Here is a 21074-nt window from a genome sequence, read left to right on the forward strand (position 1 = left end):
TTATATGTAGCCCCTCACTCGGTTTCGAATGAGGGGAGTAGTTATTTCATGGACAGGACCTTACGAAATCCTAGTATACCCAGCTAGCACCAACAATGATTAATAGGATGAACAATACTACGATTAATGCAAATCCACCTTTATAGTGACCCATAAATTTCACCTCCTACTGTTTCAGTACTATTAATATATGGTTCCTTGACTTTGGTCGTATGGGAGATTGTCCACCTATTTCTCAAAAATAATCAAATACCCTAGATTTATTGGTTAATTCCTGTAAGAAAGATACACATGTTTCTCTTTCGTTCATAAACTAATAATGAACAGTGCGAAGGAGGATAGATATGAGCGATAATCCATTTTTTAATAATATAGAAAAGAAAACAGGTGTTAATATGGGTGAGGTGCTTAAACTAGCCCAATCCTTACAATCAGCTAACTTTAAAGATGAAAAAACGGTGCGTGATGTTATTCAAAAAGTATCAAAAATAGCGAATAAACCTGTTTCTAAGGAAAAAGAAGAACAAATTGTGCAAGCGATTCTTAAAAACAATATGCCTTTAGACCTTGCATCACTTACGAAAATGTTTGATAAGAAGTAATATCGTGACAAAGAACTCCATACCGGGGTTCTTTTTTTCTATGCAATTTGTCATGTATAATGAGAATTGTACAAGGAGGAATTATGATGGAACTTACGTTTTTAGGAACTGGTGCGGGTGTACCGGCAAAGGAAAGAAATGTATCAGCTATAGCCTTGAAATTTTTAAATAATAATGGTGCAGTTTGGTTGTTTGATTGCGGAGAAGCTACACAACACCAAATTTTACATACATCAATAAAGCCGAGCAAAATAGAAAAGATATTTATTACTCATTTGCACGGGGATCACATCTTTGGTTTGCCTGGCTTGTTAGGAAGCAGATCTTTTCAAGGGGGAGAAACCGAGTTAACGATTTATGGACCAAAAGGTATTAAGTCTTTCGTTGAAACAGCCCTAACAGTGAGTGGTACACATTTAAAATATCCTTTGAAAATAGAAGAAGTCGATGAAGAGTGGGGCATAGAAACGAGTCATTATTCGGTGACATCAGCACTTCTTGAACATGGCATACCGTGTTTTGGCTATCGCGTTGTGGAAAAGGATCAACCTGGCGAGCTTAATGTCAAAAGACTACAGGAAATGGGGATTGCTCCTGGTCCGATTTATCGCGAGTTAAAAGAAGGGAAAAAAATAACGTTGCCAGATGGTAGTACATTAGATGGTAATACGTTAATTGGTCCAGCAAAAAAAGGACGTATTATTGCAATATTAGGTGATACAAGAGTATGTGAAAATGCTGTCAATTTATCTAAGAGCGCCGATCTAGTCATTCATGAAGCTACTTTTAAATCAAATGAACATGAATTAGCGCATCGTTATTTTCATTCAACGGCAAAAGAAGCAGCGGCAGTAGCTGAAAAGGCAGGTGCTAAAAGGCTCATTTTAACGCATATTAGTTCCCGTTATCAAAAGGAAAGTGCTTTAGAATTAGTGAATGAGGCAAGAGAAAATTTTACTAATACAGAGATTGCTTCGGACTTAGCAATGTATAAAGTGGAAAAAGAATGAAAATTTCTTATTGATAATGAATATCATTCGTGATAAACTAAACTCAAATGATAGTAATTCTCATTATCAGGGGGAAAAAACATGCTAATTTCATTTATCGGAATGACAGTAATCGTCTATGCGGTAATTATGTTAACTATATTTTATAAAATTCAAGATCGTACAACTACAAAAATTGTTAATGCAGTTAAAAACGTACTACATATTTCGACTTCAAATAAACAAAAACAAACTGCAATGTAATAGAAGAAAGCAAGGAAGACAGGGAGGAATCCCTGTTTTTTCTTTGTGGTTTATTATTTTTTTTGAAACTTTTTTATAAATCTATTCGTCACATTAGCAAAAGAGGATTAATTGAAAGGATGTACACAATGAAAAAAGTTATTTTAGGAATTATTTTTACAATGCTATTAACAGCTTGTGGGTCGACTAGTGTTAATGATAACCCTTCTAATGGGAATAACAATTCAAGTGATGAAAAAGAACCAATGTATGAAGGTGTAAGTGGATTTATCATCAGTCTTTCTAGCGATGAGATGCTAGTTATAGGCATAAAGGATAATGAAGAAGCCACATATTACTCTTTCAATGATAAAACGATTGTTGAAGATGGTCACGGTGATTGGCTTTCATATAAAGATTTGAGGATTGGTCAATTCGTTGATACGTATTATAGAGGAGGAATTGCAGAATCTTATCCAATGCAAGGTGGAGCTGCGAAAGTAATTATTCATTCAGATGCTACGTATCCTCCAGCTACTGGTATAGCAAATGCAATTTCGACATTAGACGTTGAAGATGATTATCCTTATATTTATGCCTTTAATAAAGACGGTGATTTCTGGACAATTGAAATTAGCTTTTTAAATCAATCGCAAAGCAATATTCAATTCAAAATAAATGAAGATGGAGAAATTATTGAGTAATAAAAATTGCACAGCTACTGAGATAGCTGTGCATGTTTTTGTTTTATAAAGTTTAACTTTTTACACAAGAACTAGGATGATGAAATTAGGGATTGCTTCAGCTTTTCTTAGCTGATCCAGCTGCGGCTCACAGCGACTAGTAATCTTCACACTTTTTATTTACGATAAGTCAACATCAGCTCGTACCACTCGCTGTGTTTCCTTTATCTCAAACAAAGTGCTCCAGCTTATACGTCGCTGAGCGTTCGCCTCGCTTTTCTTATTACCACGCTCGATTATATTGTTGCGGACTTTCTATTGTTGCGTTTAGTTCTTTAGCTGCAGTTCTTGGCCAGTAAGGGTCACGTAATAATTCTCGACCAATAAATACTAGATCAGCTCGATTATTTTGAATGATTTCCTCTGCCTGCAGCCCACTAGTGATCATTCCAACTGCACCTGTTGCAATATGTGCTTCATTGCGGATTTTATCTGCAAAGGCTACTTGGTAGCCAGGAAATACATTTATTTTTTGTTGTAATTTAACTTGGATAACTCCACCAGAGCTGCAATCAACTAGGTCAACCCCTTGCTCTTTCATCCACTGAGCAACGGAGACATATGTATCAGCGTTATTTCCTTGTTCATGGTAGTCACTAGCAGAAATACGAACGAATAATGGACCATCCCACACTTCTTTGACTGAAGTAATGATTTCTTTTAAGAAGCGGTAACGGTTCTCCATATTACCACCGTACTGATCTTGGCGTGTATTGATTAGTGGCGATAGAAATTCATTAATTAAATATCCGTGTGCGCCGTGTAATTCAATAATATCAAAGCCAGCTTCTTTTGCTCTTCTAGCCCCTTCCTTGAAGTCATTAATCGTTTTCTTAATTTGTTCTTCACTCATTGCTACTGGTACTTTCATGCCTTCTTTATGAGGTTCAGCTGTAGGTGCGATTATATCTTCCTTTACCATAGCTTTTCTTCCAGCATGTGCTAGTTGAATTGCTGCCTTACTACCTGCTTCATGGATGCCATGGACTAGCTCCTTTAAGCCAGTAACATGCTCATCATTCCAAATTCCAAGGTCCTCTTCAGAAATACGTCCTTCTGTAGAAACTGCGGTTGCTTCTAAACAAATTAGTCCAACTTGGCCAACTGCTCGACTTATGTAATGAGTTTTATGAAAGCTTGTTACTTTTCCATCTTGTTCTAGACAAGAATACATGCACATAGGTGACATAACTATTCGGTTTTTTAAGGTAACACCATTAATAGTGATCGGTGAAAATAATGCTGTATTGTTACTCATTTGAAACACCCCTTCATTCTCTAATCTATAAATATCGTACCACATTAAAAGAATCTTGAGAAAAATTAAACTTGAGAAACATTGCATTAAAAAAGAAGGAATCTAATCCTCCTTAAAAGCCATAGCGATTAAAAAATTCTAGTATATCAGCTTTATATTGCTTGGGAAACTGTTTGTAGGCATCCTTATGTCGGTCACTATCATAAAGTATTAATGTTATTTCTTTTTTCTCTTTATATTTCTCATAAATATATTTGCTATTTTTAGCAGGGATTGTTGTGTCATTTATGGAGTGAATGAGTAGAATAGGTCCGTTGAAATTATTTATCGCATCAATTGGTGAAACATCAGCTATATTGGTTCCTGTAATAATCGGAATCATAAATAAGATTGCGGGAGTAAAAGGATAGTTAGGGAGATTTGACCATTGTGATAAGTTCTCATTAACAAACCCTTGTAAGTTCCTAAATGAGGAATCGGCAACAACTAGTTTCACAGATTCATGTTTACTGGCAGTAAGTAATGAGACTGCAGCCCCTTGTGACCATCCCATTAAACATATCTCGGCATCTGCATTTATGGTTAAGATATAATCAATCGCCCCTAGCAAGTCATTTTCTTCATGATAGCCTACTGTTGTTATTTTTCCATCAGATACTCCGCTATTACGGTAGTCAAACGTCAAAATGTTGTAGCCATTATCATGCAAGAATTTATAAAAATTAGGACCTTTACTGCCAAATATATTACGGTTTCCACCGTATCCATGTGATAATATGACCCATTTATTCGTATCACGTTTTGCCTTAATAATCCATCCACTAAGTGATATCTTATCTTTTCTACTTAGAAAAATTATATTTTCAGTGGGGAGATTTTTTTTGGAAGGGTGATGCTTTGCAATGGTTCGATCTGGGTGAGTCAACTTCGTAGCAACGGAAAAACTTAGTAGTGATACTGTACATAAACTAAAGACTAGTAAAATAAAAAGTCCTAATGCCAATTTAGAATAGTTGCTTTTTACATCGGAGGGGCGTTTTTCATTTTTATTTTTCGCCCTCAAATCTTATTTCACGCCCTTTCAATCTAAATTTAACAAGGCACACATATATATACTTTATACTATGTCAATCGTCCTATTTTGGTCGCAAAAGTTTGCATACATTGTCGATTTATACATAAGAATGTAAGTTGATGACTAGTTTTCTCGAATGTATTTTTTTTTGAATTTTACTAGTGTATGATTAAATTCGTTGCTGATTTTTTTGAATTGGAGTGAGTTTTTATGCCTTTAATGTCTCTAGTGGATTTAATTGAAATGAAACGTAATCGTATGTTTGAAATTGCCGAACAATATGGTCTTACTGATGATAAAACAGTTAAATGTAGTCAAGAACTAGACCAATTATTAAATATGTATCGAAAAGTAGTGAACGGTACGTATAGAGATCAATATAGTTCTGTTACTGCTTAATATATTTAGGCTAACGTTGAAAGTATAAAAATAACCCGCTCAAAATAGAGGGGGTTACATGTGTAAGGGGTAATTAATTTTTTTCTTTTTTACCAAAGCCAGCATCTTTTTTTGTTATCTCTTACTTCTAGTGCTTTGTTCGGCATATCAGTCATTATTGCATCGATGTTCCACTTGAAAAATTGCCTCATTAAAAAGCTACGATTGACAGTATAAGTTCTAACTTTTAACTCTTCTTTATGAAATCCTTCAATCGTTTTTTGTGACAAGCTCGTAAAGCGAATATGCATGCTAGTTGCGCCCATTCCTTTTGCGTATTTCCAAGGTGTAATCATACGTGCTGATTGAAGTGGCGCTACATTAATATGTTCATCTATCTCTAATAATCGCTTTAAACTGCAATGGTTAAATGAAGAAAAAATAACTTCCGTTTCCATGCCGTATTTTTTAACGAGTTCGTAGACTATTTTTTCGATCTTTTCATAATCAATAATATTGTTTTTCAGTTCAATATTTAGCTCAAGCTTCGTATCTTTTATCCACACTAGCACTTCTTCTAAAGTTGGAATTTTTTCTTTATTAAAAGTTGAGTTAAACCAGCTACCTGCATCTAATTCCTTCAGCTCTTTTAATGACATATCTTTGACGAAACCACTACCGTTTGTCGTTCGTTTTAATTGCTCATCATGAATAACGACGGGAACATTGTCTTTTGAAAGTTGAACATCAAGCTCAATTCCTTCTGCGCCCATTTCCAATGCCTTTTTAAAAGCAATCATTGTGTTTTCCGGGTAGTCTTTACTAGCGCCACGATGTGCGTAAATGAGTGTCTTCATCCAATCACCTTCTATGTTATAATCTGCAAAAATGAACGTTTACTATAAAAGTGGTACGATAGAAATATAAATGTCATAGATATGATTATAATATAGTTTGTAGATAATTTCGTATAGGTATTTATCCAACTGATGAGGAGATGTTTTGAAATGAGTGAAAATGTTCAATTAGCGACATTTGCTGGGGGCTGTTTTTGGTGCATGGTTAAGCCTTTTGATACAGAACCAGGAATTATGAAAGTAGAGTCAGGTTATTCGGGTGGAGATAAAGAAAACCCTACATATAAGGAAGTTTGTTCAGAAACGACTGGGCATTATGAAGCGGTACAAATTACGTTTGATCCGGCCATTTTTTCATATGAAAAGCTATTAGATGTGTATTGGCGTCAAATTGATCCGACAGATGCAGGAGGACAGTTTCATGATCGCGGACATTCGTATACAACAGCGATTTTTTATCACGATGAAGCGCAAAAGATAGCAGCAGAGAATTCAAAACGAGCATTGGAGGAAAGCGGGCGTTTTTCAAAGCCGATTGTAACGAAAATTTTACCTTACAGCGGTTTTTATCCTGCTGAGGAATACCATCAACAATTTTATAAGAAGAATCAGTTCCGGTATGAACTTTACCGAAAAGGATCTGGCCGTGATGCTTTTATCAAGTCTCACTGGACAGACGCGGAAAAAAAGCAGCATTTAAAGGAAAAGCTAACACCGATGCAATATGAAGTTACGCAAAATAATGGTACCGAGCCACCGTTTGAAAACGAGTACTGGGATAATACAGAAGAAGGGCTATATGTTGACATTGTCTCAGGCAAGCCACTCTTTAGCTCACGTGAGCAGTTCCAATCTGGTTGTGGTTGGCCAAGCTTTACGAAACCTCTTGAAAAAGAAGAAGTGGAAGAAAAAATGGACATTTCTCATCGAATGGTGCGAACAGAAGTCCGTAGTAAATCAGCAGATTCTCATTTAGGTCATGTGTTTGAGGATGGGCCGAAAGAGGCGGGCGGACTGCGCTATTGTATTAATTCTGCTGCTCTTCGCTTCATTCCTAAGGAAGATCTTGAAAAAGAAGGGTATGGCGAATACAAAAAAATATTTGAATAGAAAGTGACCTTGGCACAGCATCTTTTTCGCTGTGCCTTTTTCTCTTTGGTGGTAAAATAGATGAAGCAATACTTTTAGGAGGAAAATCTTACATATGATAGATAAATTAAATGATGAACTATATAAAATTGTCATCCCGACACCATTTGCTGTTGGTCCAGTAAATGTTTATTTAATGAAAGGTGAAAAACTAACATTGGTTGATGTCGGTCCGAAAACGGAAGAAGCTTGGAGTACATTAACAGTAGGGTTAGCACAGCTAGGGTACACTCCTGATGATATAGAGCAAATCGTTATTACACATCATCATCCAGATCACGTTGGGCTAATTGATTATTTTCCTGGAGTTCCTATTGAAGGCCATTGGCGCAACAAACTATGGTTAAAACAAGACGAAGAGTTTTTAAACTATCATAATCGTTTTTTTACTGAACTGTTACGAGAAAATGGGACTCCAGAAAAATACCTTGAAAGAGGAATAGATCTTACTAGCACATTGAAATATTCCTGTAATTCAGAATTACATAGAGAAGTTAGTGAAGGTGATACGATTGATGGTTTACCTGGATGGAAAGTGTTTGAAACGCCAGGGCATGCAAGCAGTCATATCGTTTTATATCATGAACAAGAGGGAGTAATGCTTGGAGGAGATCATATTTTACAAAAAATTTCCTCAAACCCTCTTTTAGAACCGCCAATTCCTGCAATAGATAAAGAGCGTTTAAAGCCGTTGTTACAATATCGCGAGTCATTAGAAAAATGTATTGAGCTAAAGCCAACAGTTGTACACTCTGGTCACGGTGATGAAGTGACAAATGTTGCTTCTTTATTAAAGATGCGTTTAAAACAGCAAGAAAAGCGAGCGGCAATGGTTAAAAGGTGGATCAGCAGTGAACCGATGTCAGCGTTTGAAATTTGTCAGCGCTTATTTCCTAAAGTGTATGACCAACAATTTGCATTAGCAATATCGGAAACGTTTGGTCAATTAGACTATTTAGAAGCAAACAATGAAATTAAGAAAAAACAAATGAACAATCAAATTATATTTGAGGTAACGTCATGAGTAGGTTAGCTGGGAAACATTTCGTCATTACTGGAGCATCGAGTGGACTTGGAAAAGAGCTCGCTCACGAAGTAGCAAAGTGTGGGGGACATGTGAGCTTGCTTGCTCGTTCTTCGGAAAAGATAAAAGAGTTAAGTGAGAAAATTTCTTCTACATATGGGGTGAAAAGTGCGTATTACGAGCTTGACGTCTCTGATGAAAAGGCTGTGAGAAGCGTTTTCTCAACTATTTATTCAGAGTGGCAAACAATTGATTGTTTAATAAATAATGCTGGTTTTGGTCTTTTCGAACGCGCTATAGATGCTAATTTTGCTGAAACGAAAGAGATGTTCGAAGTAAATGTCCTCGGGGTGATCTCATGCACCCAAGCAGTGTTGCCGAGAATGCTTAAAGAAAATAGCGGCCAAATCGTCAATATTGGTTCACAAGCAGGGAAAATTGCTACACCTAAATCAAGTGCATATTGCGCAACAAAATATGCATTAATTGGATATTCAAATAGCCTCCGTCTTGAACTGAACAAAACAAATGTTGCAGTTACTGTCATTAACCCAGGACCAATGAAAACGGACTTTTTAACGATTGCCGATCCTTCTGGAAATTACGTCAAAAATGCTGGGAAGTATATGCTTTCTGCCCGTGATGTTGCGAAAAAAACAGTCATTGCTATTGAGAAGCGTAAGCGGGAATTAAACTTACCGTTATGGATGAATATAGCAAGCAAAGTGTATGCGCTATTCCCGAGCTTGTTTGAAAGATTAGCAAGGCGTTCGTTTGAGTTGAAATAACTTAGTTTTTCGACAAGTATTCATAGACAACATCGTGAATAATGACATGTAAATCTGCTTTTTTATGTTCATTTACATAGTCGTTTATTTGCTGGGCAATTATTTCATAGTCCTTTTTTGGAAACGGCATTACGTCTAAATCATGATTATAATTTAAAAAGCACTGTTGTACTTTCTTATATAGAAACTTTTCGTTCATTTAGGCATTCGACCTTTCTATTACGCTACATTTACTTTTGGAGGAACTATGAATTATACTTTATCTCAAATTGCCAAAGTGCTCAATGAAAAAAATGTGACTTGGGCTGTCGGTGGTTCGTATTTATTACGACAATATAACCTTTGTAATGTTGTACGAGATTTAGATATTTTTGTTGCAGAAGAAGATATACATGAAGCACTAAAGCAACTGGATATGCTCGGAGAAGGGAAAAAGGGGACATCAAAACTTCCTTATGGAACTGAATTTTTCTATAACTATGTTATTGCTGATACGTCAATAGATGTTATGGCTAAATTTAAAGTGTTTCATGAGGAAGGGGAGTATGAGCACCCTTTTTCATCGCAGTCAGTAAATGCCTTTATATGCATTGAAGGTGAGAGAATTCCCTTGATGGAGGTTACCGATTGGTATGTACTTTATCAGCTTATCCCAAGGCGTGATGAAAAAGTGAAGGCAATAGAGCGATACTTTCATGAAACTGCCCCGCCCAATTCTGTTCGACTAGCGCAGTTAAGTAATGCGATTTTACCTAAAAAGGTGAAAGAAAATATAGCTGGATATCTTTAATATATTAAAGGTCCTTAGTTATGCCGTTCTCTCTTAAAATACATCAGATTTAAAAATCATAATAAGAACAGCTATGTTAGCAGGGTGATCCGTATTTGGATTGACTCTGCTTTTTGTTTTTTTAGCATTGGAATGACTATCGTTACAAATCTTCCCCTGTTCAATAATCTGCATTTCATTAGTAAGACAATTTAGAATATATGTTAAAATTAAATAAAGGAATATATTTACTATTGAACTAACGGGTACGGATAGTGCAAGAAGGGTTAGAGGATTTTAAGAATTATTCATTAATAAAGGAGAAAAAGTTTATGAGGTATTTAATTATATTTGTTGTTAGTATTGTGCTAATGTCAGGGTGTATTGGATTTGATCACAAAGCCACGATAGACCCAAAAGTCCAAGGGTCAATTCAGACAGGGATTGTCATACAACTGGAAAATGAAAAAGTGCTTGGTTTTGATTTACATGACGCTAAAATTGATTGGAGCGAAGAAGTATACAATGAATTACAACCACTTTCAGATGAGTGGATGACAACTTTAAAAGTTACTCACCAGGCACCAGAGATATATATTGATGAGTACATTGTTATTTATTATCCACATCCAACTGATGAAAATGAGAATGTTTATTTTCATATACCATTAAAAAAATCGGATAAACCTCATAAAAATATTTTATTATCTGGCAGAGATAATGGAGCATGGGTCTATTACGTTATAGAGGCTGGAAAAAAAGAAACTCAAGCATTAATAGACTTTATGAAAGAAAAGCAACCAAACTTTTAACTAACGAATGCAGGTTAATTCAAGAAGTTACACTCCTTTTGAATGGATGGAGATTAATGAACAGAGAAGACAGAAAGAAGAAATTAGAACTTTTAATTGAAAAACGAAAAGCAAAAATCAAGGAAGGTTATGGAGCTTTATTTGATGAATGTATAGAGGCATTGGGTGATGGCGTGACAATTCTTTCCGATAATAAGAGTGAAGAACTTTATGACCTATTTGAAGAAAATGTTCCATTTACTGTGTGGGGAAGAATAGATTGGGAAAAGTTTAAAAACCCTGTGAACATAAACGATTTCGTTGAGTTAACAGATTTACTAGATTCAGAAGAAGAAATTGAAATTTATTGGAGTCATGATAAATTCCCAGTATTGAAAGCTAAATTCGATAATATTCAAAAGGCTTTAGATGATGTTATAGCAGTATCAGCAGATACTTTCCTATACGTGAGAGGTAAATGTTTAGTTGAGATTAATCGCGAAGGAGAAATAACTCTAGGTTATTTAGGTAATGGCTTCTTCAACTAACGAGTGCACGTTTGTTCAATAAGTTATTCACTAAAGCATAGGCGTTATATCATTAAAAGGGAGTGAAACTCCAAAATGAAGTCGTCTAACGAAATTCTTAATGAAATGATTGAGATTCTGGATAAAGAGTGCTTTTCAAAAGCTCGTGTTCTTTTACAGGATAGATCACATCGGGTAATCGGTAAATATCCTACACGAGAGAAAGTTAATAGCCTTTTGCCGACACTTAAAGCTCGGCACAAAATTTCAACTCATATTACTGGTAAGAAGTTTTATGGTCTATCTCCACTAATTAAAGTTTTATCAAGCTTTAGTGAGGACTTAGTGATTAACGGATATGGGTTTGTATCTTCTAATGTTGCAGGTGTGTTTTATTTTTTGGAGTTAGAAGATAAACCACTTGGTGCAACAATTGTGGACCGAGACTATTCCAATGAATTATTAAACAAAAAGTTATTTCGGACATTAAATGATTGTGATTAATTTGAAAAAACACTTCAGGAAAATTAATAATACTAATATGATTGATGTTAATAAATTCGAGACAACCAGCACTTTTTATCATTTATCAGAAGTTGAAAAATGTATTGGTACAATTGAAGAATTATTAGAAAAAGTTATAACAGTGGAGGAAAAAAGATTTTGAAGTGGATTATAAAAAGAAACAAGATAACTATTTTGCTTTTATTATTAATAATTTTTATCATTGCTGGTCTGCTAGATATTAAATATGAAGGGTTATTCTTTCAAAGTTTACCTAAGTTTATACAAAACTATTTAGTAGATATTTTATAAATAGTGATTTTATATTTCATCAGCATTCTTCCACTATGGAAAAATACACTTGCTAGTTGGAAGGATATAAAAATCCTTTTTGTGCTAACGAGTGCAGTATAGTTCAGCAACAGTTATCATGGGGGCGTAACAAATGATTAATAAAGCTGAGATTAGTAACGGGGTGAAAACTATTAATAAATCATCCCATTTCTTCTTCAACTATCGTGTGGAGGTTATGTGAAAAAGGACTGTGTAATATCGCAGCTTCTGCTGGGCTTTAATAAGGGGGTAAAATATGAAACAAAAGTTTTATTGGGCAATTATCATTTTGGCTGGACTTATTTGTATATTGATTTATTTTAACCTTCGAGCACAAATACAAGAAAAACAAGAAATTATTGAAGATGTTGAATTTGAAATTTATAATTACAACTTACAACCGAAAGCAATGTATGATGCGCTTAAAGACACGGTAAATCATCCTACTCAAGAAAATTTTGCACACTTAGCTCCGTTATGGCTGAGTACCAAATACAATCTACAATCACTAATTAGACTTCATAAAAATGATATAGATGAGCAGATTTATGATGAATATTATGATAATCTGAATAATCAAGTTTATGCGATGTTTGTAACCTATGCTGACCCAGATTTAAAAGAGTTTGAAGAAATAAGAGAAGATGACTTAAAAAGAATATTAAAGGCTTGGGAGGATTTCTCTCGATATATAGATGTGTTCGGAGGGTATCGAAAAGTAGAGAACCCAAATCAGTTCACACAAGAATATACGAAATTTTTAAAACAAGTAAGAATTGAGTGGCCATAGTAATTTTACTTAAGGATGCGTTCCTGCAAGAAGGAAAAGTACCCTTATTTAGTGAATTAATAACAAAGCGTTGTTAAACTAACGATTGCAGGTTGGTAAAAAAGGATACTTACATTCTAATAACTAATTGTTGATGAACAGAGTAAAGAAGAATAGTGATAAAAACAGACCATGTATAGACATTTAATAGTGAAAAATTACATTTGTAGGGTGAAAAGTCGATGATAGGAATAAGCATAGCAACGAAGTGGGAATACGAAGCAACATTGGAATACTTTAGCATAAAAGATAACGAACGTTTCGGTTATCCATATGGCGAGTATTTCATAAGAACAATGAATGATACTGAACTTGTTTTTTATAGTACAGGTGTAAGAAAAGTAAATGGTGTTGGTGGTAATCAGTATATGATTTCTAAATTTAATTTAACTAAAGTAATCGTTGCTGGAACATGTGCAGGAATAGATGATAGGTTTAGTAATTTAGATATTTTTGTACCCAATAAAGCCGTTCAATATGATTGCACAGTAAAAGAAGTTGAGCCTCTTATTAAGCAATCCTTCATAGTTAATATTGATCTATCAAAATATGGAAATGGTTTTTATACCGGAACAATTGGCACCGCTGATAAAGCTGTAGTTATGTGGAAGGACTATTTAGAACTTAAAGAAAACGGAATAACAATAGCCGATACAGAAGCGGGTGCAATTGCTTATATTTGTAAGAAGAATGATGTTGAATGCATTATTATTAAAGGGATATCTGATTTTCCAACAGATGAAAGAAATTCTGATAAATTCGAATCGAACATTGAGCAAATTAATGTTTATTTAGAAAATACCCCCAAAGTTATAAACAAAATATATGGGGAATATTTAAAAAGATTTATTTAAAAATGTTATAGAAGTAAAGGGGTGCTCTTCTATAAGAAGGAAAAGCACCCTTATTTATTGAATCGATATTAATACGTTATTGCGCTAACGAATCAGGATTCTTAAACATGCACATAGGTTATTGCGCAGTATTTTATAAGGAGGTACTAACCATCTTTAAGGTGTTAGAAAGAAAAATTATTATACTTATTAGTGTTATCGCGATTATTTCTGTTGTTCTAAACGTTACTCAGCTTAAAATGTACCAACAATTAGAAAAACAACAACAGTATCATAATTCTACAATTGAAAATCACATTTTGTCGAATATCGGCATGGCGATTAAACGGTTTGAGGGTAAGATTGGATTATCTAACGATAAGGAGTATGGATTAACTGAATTGATTGTTTCCGCTGAAATGGTTGGGTTAATTGACTCTAATCAAAATAGCGTATTTAGAAATTTTAGTCTAGAAATTGCTTTAAATAATATAGTTTCTAATGTTTTTCAAGCAAATGAATATACACAAGAAATAAATGATTTGAAAAAAATCTATCAATATTTAAACAAGAATACCACTGCCCCTTATGGTGATAAAGATGAATATGAAGATGTAACGAAAGAAGAATATGAAAATGTAATTAAAAAATATATGCCTTAGTTTTCTTATTCTGCTAAACAGAATTTATATATAAGGTGTTGTTTAACGGAAGTTGCATTTGGTGAGAGGAGCCTGCTGTCCATACGCAAACAGGAGGCTATTTTTGTTAGTGATTTGGAAGCCAGTATGTTTTTTTATGTAGCTATTATCCTGGGACATTTACATTAAAAGTAATCCCGAACTTGTCTTGTACCATCCCATATAAAGGGCTCCAAGCTGTCTTATGAAGGGGGATAATGACTTGTCCACCGTCTTCTAAAGCGGCGAAGATTTCTCTTGCTCTATCCTCTTCTTTCGGATGAATGGCAATCTGAATCGTGTTGCCTGGCTGATAGGGCATTCCTGCATACGTATCGGAGAACATGAGATCCGCGTCGCCAACTTTCAAATGTGCATGCATAACGCGATCTTTCATGTCATCGGTCAATGGGTTATTCGGGTCAGCTGGCATATCTCCGTACGTCATGATACCCATTACTTTTCCGCCAAGCACTTTCTCATAAAAATGGACAGCTTCTCTCGTGTTACCGTCAAAAAACAAATACGGGTTTAAACTTATTGACATCATGCAACAACTCCCTTGGAAAAAATTGATAACTACTTAATGATACTTTAATATTGATGTTGAGTAAACGGTTGTTCAATAGCTTAAAAGATTTGCTGGGGTATTTCTTGATAAGAGGAGCTTTATTGTAATTGCAATAACTTGGAGCTTTCCATTAAGGAGCGGAGGCACCTATTTGAGGCTGCTAATTAGAATGAAAATTTCGTGAGAAGGCTGTGTATATACTTGAGAGCTTATGAAGCAATCTTATTTGATTTAGATGATACCTTACTTGATAGGGACAAGGCAGTAGAAAAAATGTTTTCAATCATTTTAGAAAAGTTTTATGACGATGTTGATCAATCAGAAAAAAACAATATGTTGGTACAGTTCAAGGAATATGATAAAAAATCCTATGGTGATAATAATAAAATAATAGTTTTTGAATCATTATTTCATGAATTTCCACCCCAATATAGATTGCCTCAACAGCACTTGCAAGATTTTTGGAATGATCATTTTCCTCAGTGTTTTTCAATAAGTCCAAACACTATAAAAATCATAAATACTATCAAAATGCATGTTAAAGTTGCAATAATAACAAACGGCTCAACGCAGAGACAAAAAGCTAAAATACTGAAAACTAATTTAAATCGTTATTTTGATGAAATAATTATTTCTGAAGAAGTCGGTATTAGTAAGCCTGATAAGCAAATATTTGAATTAGCATTAAGGAAGATTCATGTGAATCCAGAAGCCGCACTATTCGTTGGTGATGACTTGGAAAAGGATATTGCTGGTTGTCAAAATGCAGGTATGAAGGGTATTTGGTTTAATCCGCAAAAAATCAAGAATGATTCCGAAATAAAACCATATGCCGAGATCAATTCTTTTGATAGATTATTAAGTTAATAATTTTAAATAATTAAAGAATATGCTGTTCTTATTATTGGAGAGTAGGTAAAAGTGATTAAAGCTGTTATTTTTGATTTAGATGGAACATTACTAAATAGAGATGAATCTGTAAAACACTTTGTAAATGAACAATATGATAGATTAAACGATTATGTAGGACATATCCCAAATGCAGAGTATGTCGCTAGATTTATAGAATTAGATATGCGTGGGTATGTATGGAAAGATAAAGTGTATCAAAAGTTAGTCAATGAATTTAATATTGAAGGCATAACTTCTGAAGAACTACTTCAAGATTATATAATTAACTTTAAGAATCATTGTGTCCCTTTTGAAAATCTAATGGACATGTTAGAAGACTTAAAAAGAAGCAATCTCCTTTTAGGTATGATTACTAATGGGTATGGAAAATTTCAAACGGATAACATAAAGGCTTTAGGTATTGAAGAATTTTTTGATTGTATTTTAGTATCTGAGTGGGAAGGGATAAAAAAACCCGACCCCGAAATATTTTATAGAGCTACTGATAAGCTTAATATCGCTCCAAATGAATGTATCTTTGTTGGAGACCATCCAGAAAATGATGTTTATGCGGCCGAAAGTTTGGGGATGAAGACAATTTGGAAGAAAGATTCACAATGGAATAAAGTGAATGCAGATTATACCGTAGATAATTTAGCAGAAGTTCCATTAATTATTTCTGAACTAAACAAACAATATGATTAATTGTTAAACCGACAATGATAGATGGAAATGGAGGGGAAATTTATGGGGAAAAGGAATTATCTAATTGAAGGCGTATCCTGCACTGGCAAAACTTCGGTTTGTGATGAATTACAGAGGCGCGGCTACCATGCTATTCATGGTGACCGTGAATTGGCTTATCAAGGCGATCCGGAAACTGGTACACCCACAGAAGGTGCCACGCACGAGCACCACATTTGGCATGTAGATAAAGTAAAAGCTTTAGTTGCCAATCACGATGAGGATGTCACATTTTTCTGCGGTGGTTCTAGGAACTTTTCGAAATTCATAGATCTGTTTGACGGCGTTTTTGTCCTTGACGTCGATCTTGACACATTAAACCGAAGACTTGACGAGCGGCCGGAAAATGAGTGGGGCGGAAAGAAAAAGGAACGGGAACTCATTTTACGATTGCACGAAACAAAAGAAGACATTCCTAAAAACGGAATAATAATTGATTCCACCGCGCCGATCGAGCGCGTCGTTGACGAGATACTTCGTCAATGCTAATAAATAACTGCCAGCGACAATAGCTAATGATTTTGAAAACGGGGAGAGATAACGCATGAAAACTAGAAATATTATCATTACAGTATCTGTTTTATTGAATGTGGTATTAGGCGTTCTATTTTATAATGAAACAATAAAAAAGGGTCCCGATGATGTTGGACTTTTCTTTAAAAGTGCAGTTCAAGTTGAAAATTATGTGCGTGCTAAAACACTTATTGATGAAGGTAGACAAGAATATATATCTGATGAAACATTAAAAGCAGTACATGAAGTGATGAGTGCTGGTACAAGTTTTAAAACCTATCAATTATTAGAATTTGATAACGGAGAAATGGTATTACTTAATCTACACAATAATACACCAGATAGAAAATATAAAATACAAGACGTTGTAATTGTTCCTGACGAACTAAAATCTATCTTTAAATAAGGTATTTAGATAAGTATCATTTCCAAAAATAGAGTTGTTTCAAATACATAAAAGTTTACGATCGCTGATCTTTGGTGCATTTCTTCGAGGAGGAGAAATGCCTTTTTTATTGAATTTATTTAGGTAGCGTAATTACGCTGCCGAGAAAAGACACTTACATTTTCAGTCATTTAATTAAATAGGAGAAATAGAATATGAAAAATACCAAGGAAAATAAAGAAGAAAGCCAAAACCCATTTGTAGCATTCCTTGATAAACTTACAGATGGATGTCAAGTAATTGGTTGTCTTGGCTGCCTTACACCAATTTTATTTATTGTAATACTTAGCTTTATTTGGATAGTTATTTAATAACAAACCGATTAACGAAGGCACGATAGTTAATGACTGCATATTAATGGGGTTAATTAATGAAAAAGCTTCTGTTCTTGTTAAATTTTAAAAGGGGGATATTTGTGAATAGAAATAAAAAGATTTTTATTATAGTTATCTGGATATTGATTATTGGTCTTATACTCACCCCTTTTATATATGTAGAAGGAAACAAATTCATTTATAAGAATAAAGTAATGAATTATCTTGTAGAAGAAAAGGGCTATAAGGAAAAGGAAATTCAGTTAGTGGAGGGTGTTTGGGGAGTGAAATTGCCCCCTTTTTTCACTAGAGTTATCTTTGAAAACGAACCATATGTTGAATATATTTATTTTGCACATGATGACATCATTCAATTTGAATATAGCTTAACTGAAGAGGGAATACAAAAGGGAATCACTGAAAAAGATTTAAAAAATTATGAATCTAGTAATTAAACTAACAGGTGCTTTCCAGTAAGAAGAAGTGCCCTTATTTATTGAATTTATATGAAAGAGTTATTGCGCTAACGAGAGCAGATTAGTGAAATGAAATATTTGCAATGTTAAATTCTTTAAAAGTTAGGAGCATAAAGGAATGGATATTAAGTTACGAAAAGCAAATATTACAGATTTTCATCAAATGTTAAAGATCTATAAAGAATTAGATGAAATGCATAGGGTAGAATATCCAGATATATTTATAGAACCAGAGGGTGAAGCTAGACCTTTAGAATATATTGAGAAACAAATTGAAGACGATGATAAATATTTAATAGTGGCTGAAACAGATAAACAAATAGTTGGTTTTGTTGAATGTGTTGTTATGGAATCAAGCTCATTTCCAGTAATAAAGAAAAGAAAATGGGTTGAATTAAACAGCCTAGTGGTATTAAAGGAGTATCAAGGTATAGGGGTAGGAAAAATGTTGCTTGAAAGTGTTATTAAATGGAGTAATGAAAAAAGAATAAACAGAATTGAATTAAAGGTATTTACTTTTAATTCAAGTGCTAAAGATTTTTACTCAAAGGCTGGTTTCAAAGATATATTCTCTAGAATGTACTTAGACTGTTAATTTATTAGGAGGATTAATATGAAGAAATTTTATGTTGCTTCAAGTTTGAAGAATATTGAGAACGTCCGTTACGTTAGCCAACAGTTAATAAATAAAGGGTACATTCATACATATGATTGGACTAGAAACGAAAGTGCTTCGACATTAGCTGATTTAAAAGAGATTGGTCAACAAGAAAAAGATGCAATAATAGAGTCAGATTTTATTATAGTTTTATTACCAGCTGGAAAAGGAAGCCATATTGAATTTGGGATTGCACTTGGACATGGGAAAAGAATTTATCTATATTCAGCTAATGATGATGTTAATAATTTCGAAACAACTAGCACATTTTATCAATTACCAGAAGTTGAAAAATGTATTGGTACAATTGAAGAACTGTTAGAAAAAGTTACAACTAGTCAAATATAAAAAAGCTAACAATGGTGAGCTATGATCTGAGTTTGGACTCCAAAAGAGAGGGGCATATCCTTATATGGACGCCCCTCCAATTTCTTTCTTTGCTTCAAATCTACTTATTAGTTCATATGGGCGAACACGAAATGCTTCGTAAGGTAAATAATTTGGTTCCATTGCATCTAACGTTCTATTTCTGAAGTGTGGTCGTGTGATTAGTTCATTTACACGTTCTTTCGTCAAGTCAGTGAAGACTACTTCTGACGTTTCTCCTTCGGCAGTTCGTACTTGGCCTGATACATATTGTCCTCTGAATACAATACATACTATTCCACTTGTAATGTTTTGATAAATTCCTGTTATTCCACTTAACTGAATCGTAATTCCTGTTTCTTCGAGAATTTCTCGATGAATTGCATCTTCTAACGTCTCACCTTCTTCAACTTGACCACCTGGCATTTCCATCGTATTTGCACGATGAATATTTTTGACGAGTAAAACTTCACCAGCTGCATTCGTTATATAGCCACTAACTGAAACGATTTGTTTTGGTGGATGATAAGTTGCAGGAAATGCTGTTGATGATAAGAAATCTTGATTACTCTCTATGTAAAGCTCTCCAAGTTCCTTTCGCTTTTCCTTTGCAGCTTGGTGTAAATCACTTTTTCGAATCATACTCTCGATGTTTTCATAATGCTCTTTACTACGGTATTCCCATATAGCGATAATTTCATCTTTATTTTCAGTTGTCCAACGTCCTACTAATTTTGCCCCATGTCTTAGTTGATTTGGATACAAATATGTATGGAAAAAATCATTAAAGTCATCTAGTTTTTCCGGTCTTATTTTATATGTTTTTCTTCTGTAAATCATTTTTACAAGCTCCTTACCAAGGGGATTTGTTAGTCGGCAACAATAACTTTTGCTCCGTGTGCCTCTAACATTTGAATATCTTCTTTTGTTGTTTCGTTGTCTGTAATAATGACATCTAGTTTTTCGAGAGGGAACATTACTGTAAACATATTTTGACCAATTTTCGTATGTTCTGCTAATGTGACAATTTTTTTCGCGTTACTGTAGACCGTTTTATGGAACAGTGCTACTTCTGGTGTTGCTGTGCTTAGCCCTTTTTCAGACAATCCACCTGCTGTTGCAAAACACAAATCAACAGTAAATTGGCGTGCGAACGCGTTTGCGAGTGCGTCTGTTATATTTCCTGAACCTTTCACTTTTCCACCGATTAAGTATGTTTCAATATGTTCAGCAGCGCGTAATTTATAAGCAATTTCTAGTGAGTTAGTGATGACGGTATAGGAAATATTATTCGGTAAATAGTGAAGCATGGCATAATGAATGCTTGCCCCGCCAAGAAATACGGTGTCACCTTCTCCAATATAAGAGACTGCTTGTTTTGCTATTGCTTGTTGATATTCTGTTCCTTCTCCGTACCTTAAGGATGGCACTAGCGGTAATGCTTGTGCTTGTGTTAAAGGAATTGCACCACCATGTGTTCGCTTTAGAAGTCCTTGATCTTCCATAATCGATAAATCTCTTCGAATGGAGTCAATGGACACTTGGAATTTTTCTGCTAAATCTTTTGCTAAAATACGTCCGTTTTTTTCTACTAATTTTAAAATTTCTTCACGTCTTTCTTCCGAGAACATGTAAAATCACTCCAATTTTTATGAAAATCACCTGTTTCTGCATTTATTATTTCATGTTTATTCACGTTTTGTCAACAAAATTATGCGTGTTTG

The 21074-nt window shown here is 34.3% G+C and carries 32 protein-coding genes; 24 read left to right on the forward strand and 8 right to left on the reverse strand.

Annotated elements, in window-relative coordinates; translation table 11 throughout:
- Positions 1–70 precede the first annotated feature (70 nt).
- Positions 71–154 carry a YjcZ family sporulation protein gene (locus tag CIB95_RS03610; protein ID WP_094921911.1) on the reverse strand — a complete coding sequence of 28 codons (84 nt, stop codon included), beginning with the start codon at positions 152–154 and terminating at the stop codon, positions 71–73.
- A gap of 190 nt (positions 155–344) precedes the next feature.
- On the opposite strand from CIB95_RS03610, the gene CIB95_RS03615 reads away from it, so the two are divergent.
- The 4 genes from CIB95_RS03615 to CIB95_RS03625 all read left to right on the forward strand — a co-directional run bounded on the left by CIB95_RS03615 (position 345) and on the right by CIB95_RS03625 (position 2538).
- Positions 345–602: a stage VI sporulation protein F gene (locus tag CIB95_RS03615; RefSeq protein ID WP_094921913.1), complete on the forward strand. Its 258-nt coding sequence runs from the start codon at positions 345–347 to the stop codon at positions 600–602.
- Between the two features lie 86 nt (positions 603–688).
- Positions 689–1612 (forward strand): ribonuclease Z, encoded by a 924-nt coding sequence (gene rnz, locus CIB95_RS03620; protein ID WP_094921915.1) that lies wholly within the window; start codon positions 689–691, stop codon positions 1610–1612.
- Positions 1613–1693: 81 nt separating this feature from the next.
- Positions 1694–1855, forward strand: a complete 162-nt coding sequence (locus tag CIB95_RS16140) for a hypothetical protein (RefSeq protein ID WP_158217552.1) — start codon at positions 1694–1696, stop codon at positions 1853–1855.
- A gap of 128 nt (positions 1856–1983) precedes the next feature.
- Entirely contained in the window at positions 1984–2538 is a 555-nt protein-coding gene (locus tag CIB95_RS03625; RefSeq protein WP_094921918.1) for a DUF3221 domain-containing protein, read from the forward strand.
- A 262-nt stretch (positions 2539–2800) separates the two neighbouring features.
- Here the strand turns inward: CIB95_RS03625 and namA are convergent, their stop codons facing one another.
- Together namA and CIB95_RS03635 are read right to left on the reverse strand one after the other, a co-directional pair.
- The gene (gene namA / locus CIB95_RS03630; protein WP_094921921.1) at positions 2801–3835 is read right to left on the reverse strand and encodes an NADPH dehydrogenase NamA; all 1035 of its coding nucleotides are present in this window, start codon (positions 3833–3835) and stop codon (positions 2801–2803) included.
- A 112-nt stretch (positions 3836–3947) separates the two neighbouring features.
- Positions 3948–4898: an alpha/beta hydrolase gene (locus CIB95_RS03635; protein ID WP_094921924.1), complete on the reverse strand. Its 951-nt coding sequence runs from the start codon at positions 4896–4898 to the stop codon at positions 3948–3950.
- A gap of 222 nt (positions 4899–5120) precedes the next feature.
- On the opposite strand from CIB95_RS03635, the gene CIB95_RS03640 reads away from it, so the two are divergent.
- On the forward strand, positions 5121–5309 hold the full coding sequence (locus CIB95_RS03640) for an aspartyl-phosphate phosphatase Spo0E family protein (protein ID WP_094921927.1): 189 nt from the start codon (positions 5121–5123) through the stop codon (positions 5307–5309).
- Between the two features lie 89 nt (positions 5310–5398).
- On the opposite strand, the gene CIB95_RS03645 is transcribed toward CIB95_RS03640, so the two are convergent.
- Positions 5399–6145, reverse strand: coding sequence for a glycerophosphodiester phosphodiesterase (locus CIB95_RS03645; protein WP_094921930.1), 747 nt, complete (start codon positions 6143–6145; stop codon positions 5399–5401).
- Between the two features lie 150 nt (positions 6146–6295).
- Between CIB95_RS03645 and msrB the strand changes: the two genes are divergently transcribed.
- From msrB to CIB95_RS03660, 3 genes are all read left to right on the forward strand, one after another.
- Positions 6296–7255: a peptide-methionine (R)-S-oxide reductase MsrB gene (msrB, locus tag CIB95_RS03650; protein ID WP_094921933.1), complete on the forward strand. Its 960-nt coding sequence runs from the start codon at positions 6296–6298 to the stop codon at positions 7253–7255.
- A 94-nt stretch (positions 7256–7349) separates the two neighbouring features.
- Positions 7350–8318, forward strand: a complete 969-nt coding sequence (locus CIB95_RS03655) for an MBL fold metallo-hydrolase (RefSeq protein ID WP_094921936.1) — start codon at positions 7350–7352, stop codon at positions 8316–8318.
- Positions 8315–9106, forward strand: coding sequence for an SDR family NAD(P)-dependent oxidoreductase (locus CIB95_RS03660; RefSeq protein WP_094921939.1), 792 nt, complete (start codon positions 8315–8317; stop codon positions 9104–9106). Before CIB95_RS03655 ends, CIB95_RS03660 begins: the two co-directional genes overlap by 4 nt.
- Before the next feature lies 1 nt (position 9107).
- Here the strand turns inward: CIB95_RS03660 and CIB95_RS03665 are convergent, their stop codons facing one another.
- Positions 9108–9305 carry a YqzH family protein gene (locus CIB95_RS03665; RefSeq protein ID WP_094921941.1) on the reverse strand — a complete coding sequence of 66 codons (198 nt, stop codon included), beginning with the start codon at positions 9303–9305 and terminating at the stop codon, positions 9108–9110.
- Positions 9306–9353: 48 nt separating this feature from the next.
- Between CIB95_RS03665 and CIB95_RS03670 the strand changes: the two genes are divergently transcribed.
- The 8 genes from CIB95_RS03670 to CIB95_RS03705 all read left to right on the forward strand — a co-directional run bounded on the left by CIB95_RS03670 (position 9354) and on the right by CIB95_RS03705 (position 14354).
- The gene (locus CIB95_RS03670) at positions 9354–9896 is read left to right on the forward strand and encodes a nucleotidyltransferase family protein (RefSeq protein WP_094921944.1); all 543 of its coding nucleotides are present in this window, start codon (positions 9354–9356) and stop codon (positions 9894–9896) included.
- Positions 9897–10207: 311 nt separating this feature from the next.
- Positions 10208–10687 (forward strand): hypothetical protein, encoded by a 480-nt coding sequence (locus CIB95_RS03675; RefSeq protein WP_094921947.1) that lies wholly within the window; start codon positions 10208–10210, stop codon positions 10685–10687.
- A gap of 56 nt (positions 10688–10743) precedes the next feature.
- Positions 10744–11214, forward strand: a complete 471-nt coding sequence (locus tag CIB95_RS03680) for a CDI toxin immunity protein (protein WP_094921949.1) — start codon at positions 10744–10746, stop codon at positions 11212–11214.
- A 75-nt stretch (positions 11215–11289) separates the two neighbouring features.
- A complete protein-coding gene (locus tag CIB95_RS03685) occupies positions 11290–11697 on the forward strand; it encodes a hypothetical protein (RefSeq protein ID WP_094921952.1) in 408 nt (135 codons plus the stop codon).
- Between the two features lie 159 nt (positions 11698–11856).
- Positions 11857–12009: a hypothetical protein gene (locus tag CIB95_RS16145; RefSeq protein WP_158217553.1), complete on the forward strand. Its 153-nt coding sequence runs from the start codon at positions 11857–11859 to the stop codon at positions 12007–12009.
- 277 nt (positions 12010–12286) lie between these two features.
- The gene (locus CIB95_RS03695) at positions 12287–12820 is read left to right on the forward strand and encodes a hypothetical protein (RefSeq protein WP_094921957.1); all 534 of its coding nucleotides are present in this window, start codon (positions 12287–12289) and stop codon (positions 12818–12820) included.
- 221 nt (positions 12821–13041) lie between these two features.
- The gene (locus CIB95_RS03700; protein ID WP_094921959.1) at positions 13042–13713 is read left to right on the forward strand and encodes a 5'-methylthioadenosine/S-adenosylhomocysteine nucleosidase family protein; all 672 of its coding nucleotides are present in this window, start codon (positions 13042–13044) and stop codon (positions 13711–13713) included.
- Positions 13714–13820: 107 nt separating this feature from the next.
- Positions 13821–14354 carry a hypothetical protein gene (locus CIB95_RS03705; RefSeq protein WP_142296461.1) on the forward strand — a complete coding sequence of 178 codons (534 nt, stop codon included), beginning with the start codon at positions 13821–13823 and terminating at the stop codon, positions 14352–14354.
- A 145-nt stretch (positions 14355–14499) separates the two neighbouring features.
- Here the strand turns inward: CIB95_RS03705 and CIB95_RS03710 are convergent, their stop codons facing one another.
- Positions 14500–14919: a VOC family protein gene (locus tag CIB95_RS03710; RefSeq protein WP_094922170.1), complete on the reverse strand. Its 420-nt coding sequence runs from the start codon at positions 14917–14919 to the stop codon at positions 14500–14502.
- Between the two features lie 243 nt (positions 14920–15162).
- Here CIB95_RS03710 and CIB95_RS03715 point away from each other — a divergent pair, with 243 nt between their 5' ends.
- The 8 genes from CIB95_RS03715 (at position 15163) to CIB95_RS03745 (ending at position 19332) form a co-directional block, all read left to right on the forward strand.
- Positions 15163–15810 carry an HAD family hydrolase gene (locus CIB95_RS03715; protein ID WP_094922173.1) on the forward strand — a complete coding sequence of 216 codons (648 nt, stop codon included), beginning with the start codon at positions 15163–15165 and terminating at the stop codon, positions 15808–15810.
- 54 nt (positions 15811–15864) lie between these two features.
- Positions 15865–16539, forward strand: a complete 675-nt coding sequence (locus CIB95_RS03720) for an HAD family hydrolase (protein ID WP_094921964.1) — start codon at positions 15865–15867, stop codon at positions 16537–16539.
- Between the two features lie 42 nt (positions 16540–16581).
- On the forward strand, positions 16582–17067 hold the full coding sequence (locus CIB95_RS03725; protein ID WP_094921967.1) for an AAA family ATPase: 486 nt from the start codon (positions 16582–16584) through the stop codon (positions 17065–17067).
- Between the two features lie 55 nt (positions 17068–17122).
- The gene (locus CIB95_RS03730) at positions 17123–17497 is read left to right on the forward strand and encodes a hypothetical protein (protein WP_094921970.1); all 375 of its coding nucleotides are present in this window, start codon (positions 17123–17125) and stop codon (positions 17495–17497) included.
- Between the two features lie 194 nt (positions 17498–17691).
- Positions 17692–17847 carry a hypothetical protein gene (locus tag CIB95_RS16150; protein ID WP_158217554.1) on the forward strand — a complete coding sequence of 52 codons (156 nt, stop codon included), beginning with the start codon at positions 17692–17694 and terminating at the stop codon, positions 17845–17847.
- 104 nt (positions 17848–17951) lie between these two features.
- Entirely contained in the window at positions 17952–18305 is a 354-nt protein-coding gene (locus CIB95_RS03735; protein ID WP_233143882.1) for a DUF3139 domain-containing protein, read from the forward strand.
- A gap of 139 nt (positions 18306–18444) precedes the next feature.
- A complete protein-coding gene (locus CIB95_RS03740) occupies positions 18445–18921 on the forward strand; it encodes a GNAT family N-acetyltransferase (protein ID WP_094921975.1) in 477 nt (158 codons plus the stop codon).
- Positions 18922–18939: 18 nt separating this feature from the next.
- Positions 18940–19332 carry a group-specific protein gene (locus CIB95_RS03745; RefSeq protein ID WP_094921977.1) on the forward strand — a complete coding sequence of 131 codons (393 nt, stop codon included), beginning with the start codon at positions 18940–18942 and terminating at the stop codon, positions 19330–19332.
- Positions 19333–19392: 60 nt separating this feature from the next.
- On the opposite strand, the gene CIB95_RS03750 is transcribed toward CIB95_RS03745, so the two are convergent.
- Together CIB95_RS03750 and CIB95_RS03755 are read right to left on the reverse strand one after the other, a co-directional pair.
- On the reverse strand, positions 19393–20190 hold the full coding sequence (locus CIB95_RS03750) for an NUDIX domain-containing protein (protein ID WP_094921978.1): 798 nt from the start codon (positions 20188–20190) through the stop codon (positions 19393–19395).
- 29 nt (positions 20191–20219) lie between these two features.
- The gene (locus CIB95_RS03755; RefSeq protein WP_094921979.1) at positions 20220–20981 is read right to left on the reverse strand and encodes a DeoR/GlpR family DNA-binding transcription regulator; all 762 of its coding nucleotides are present in this window, start codon (positions 20979–20981) and stop codon (positions 20220–20222) included.
- Between the last annotated feature and the right edge of the window lie 93 nt (positions 20982–21074).

It is taken from the genome of Lottiidibacillus patelloidae (genome assembly GCF_002262935.1).
Taxonomy (GTDB): Bacteria; Bacillota; Bacilli; order Bacillales; family SA5d-4; genus Lottiidibacillus; species Lottiidibacillus patelloidae.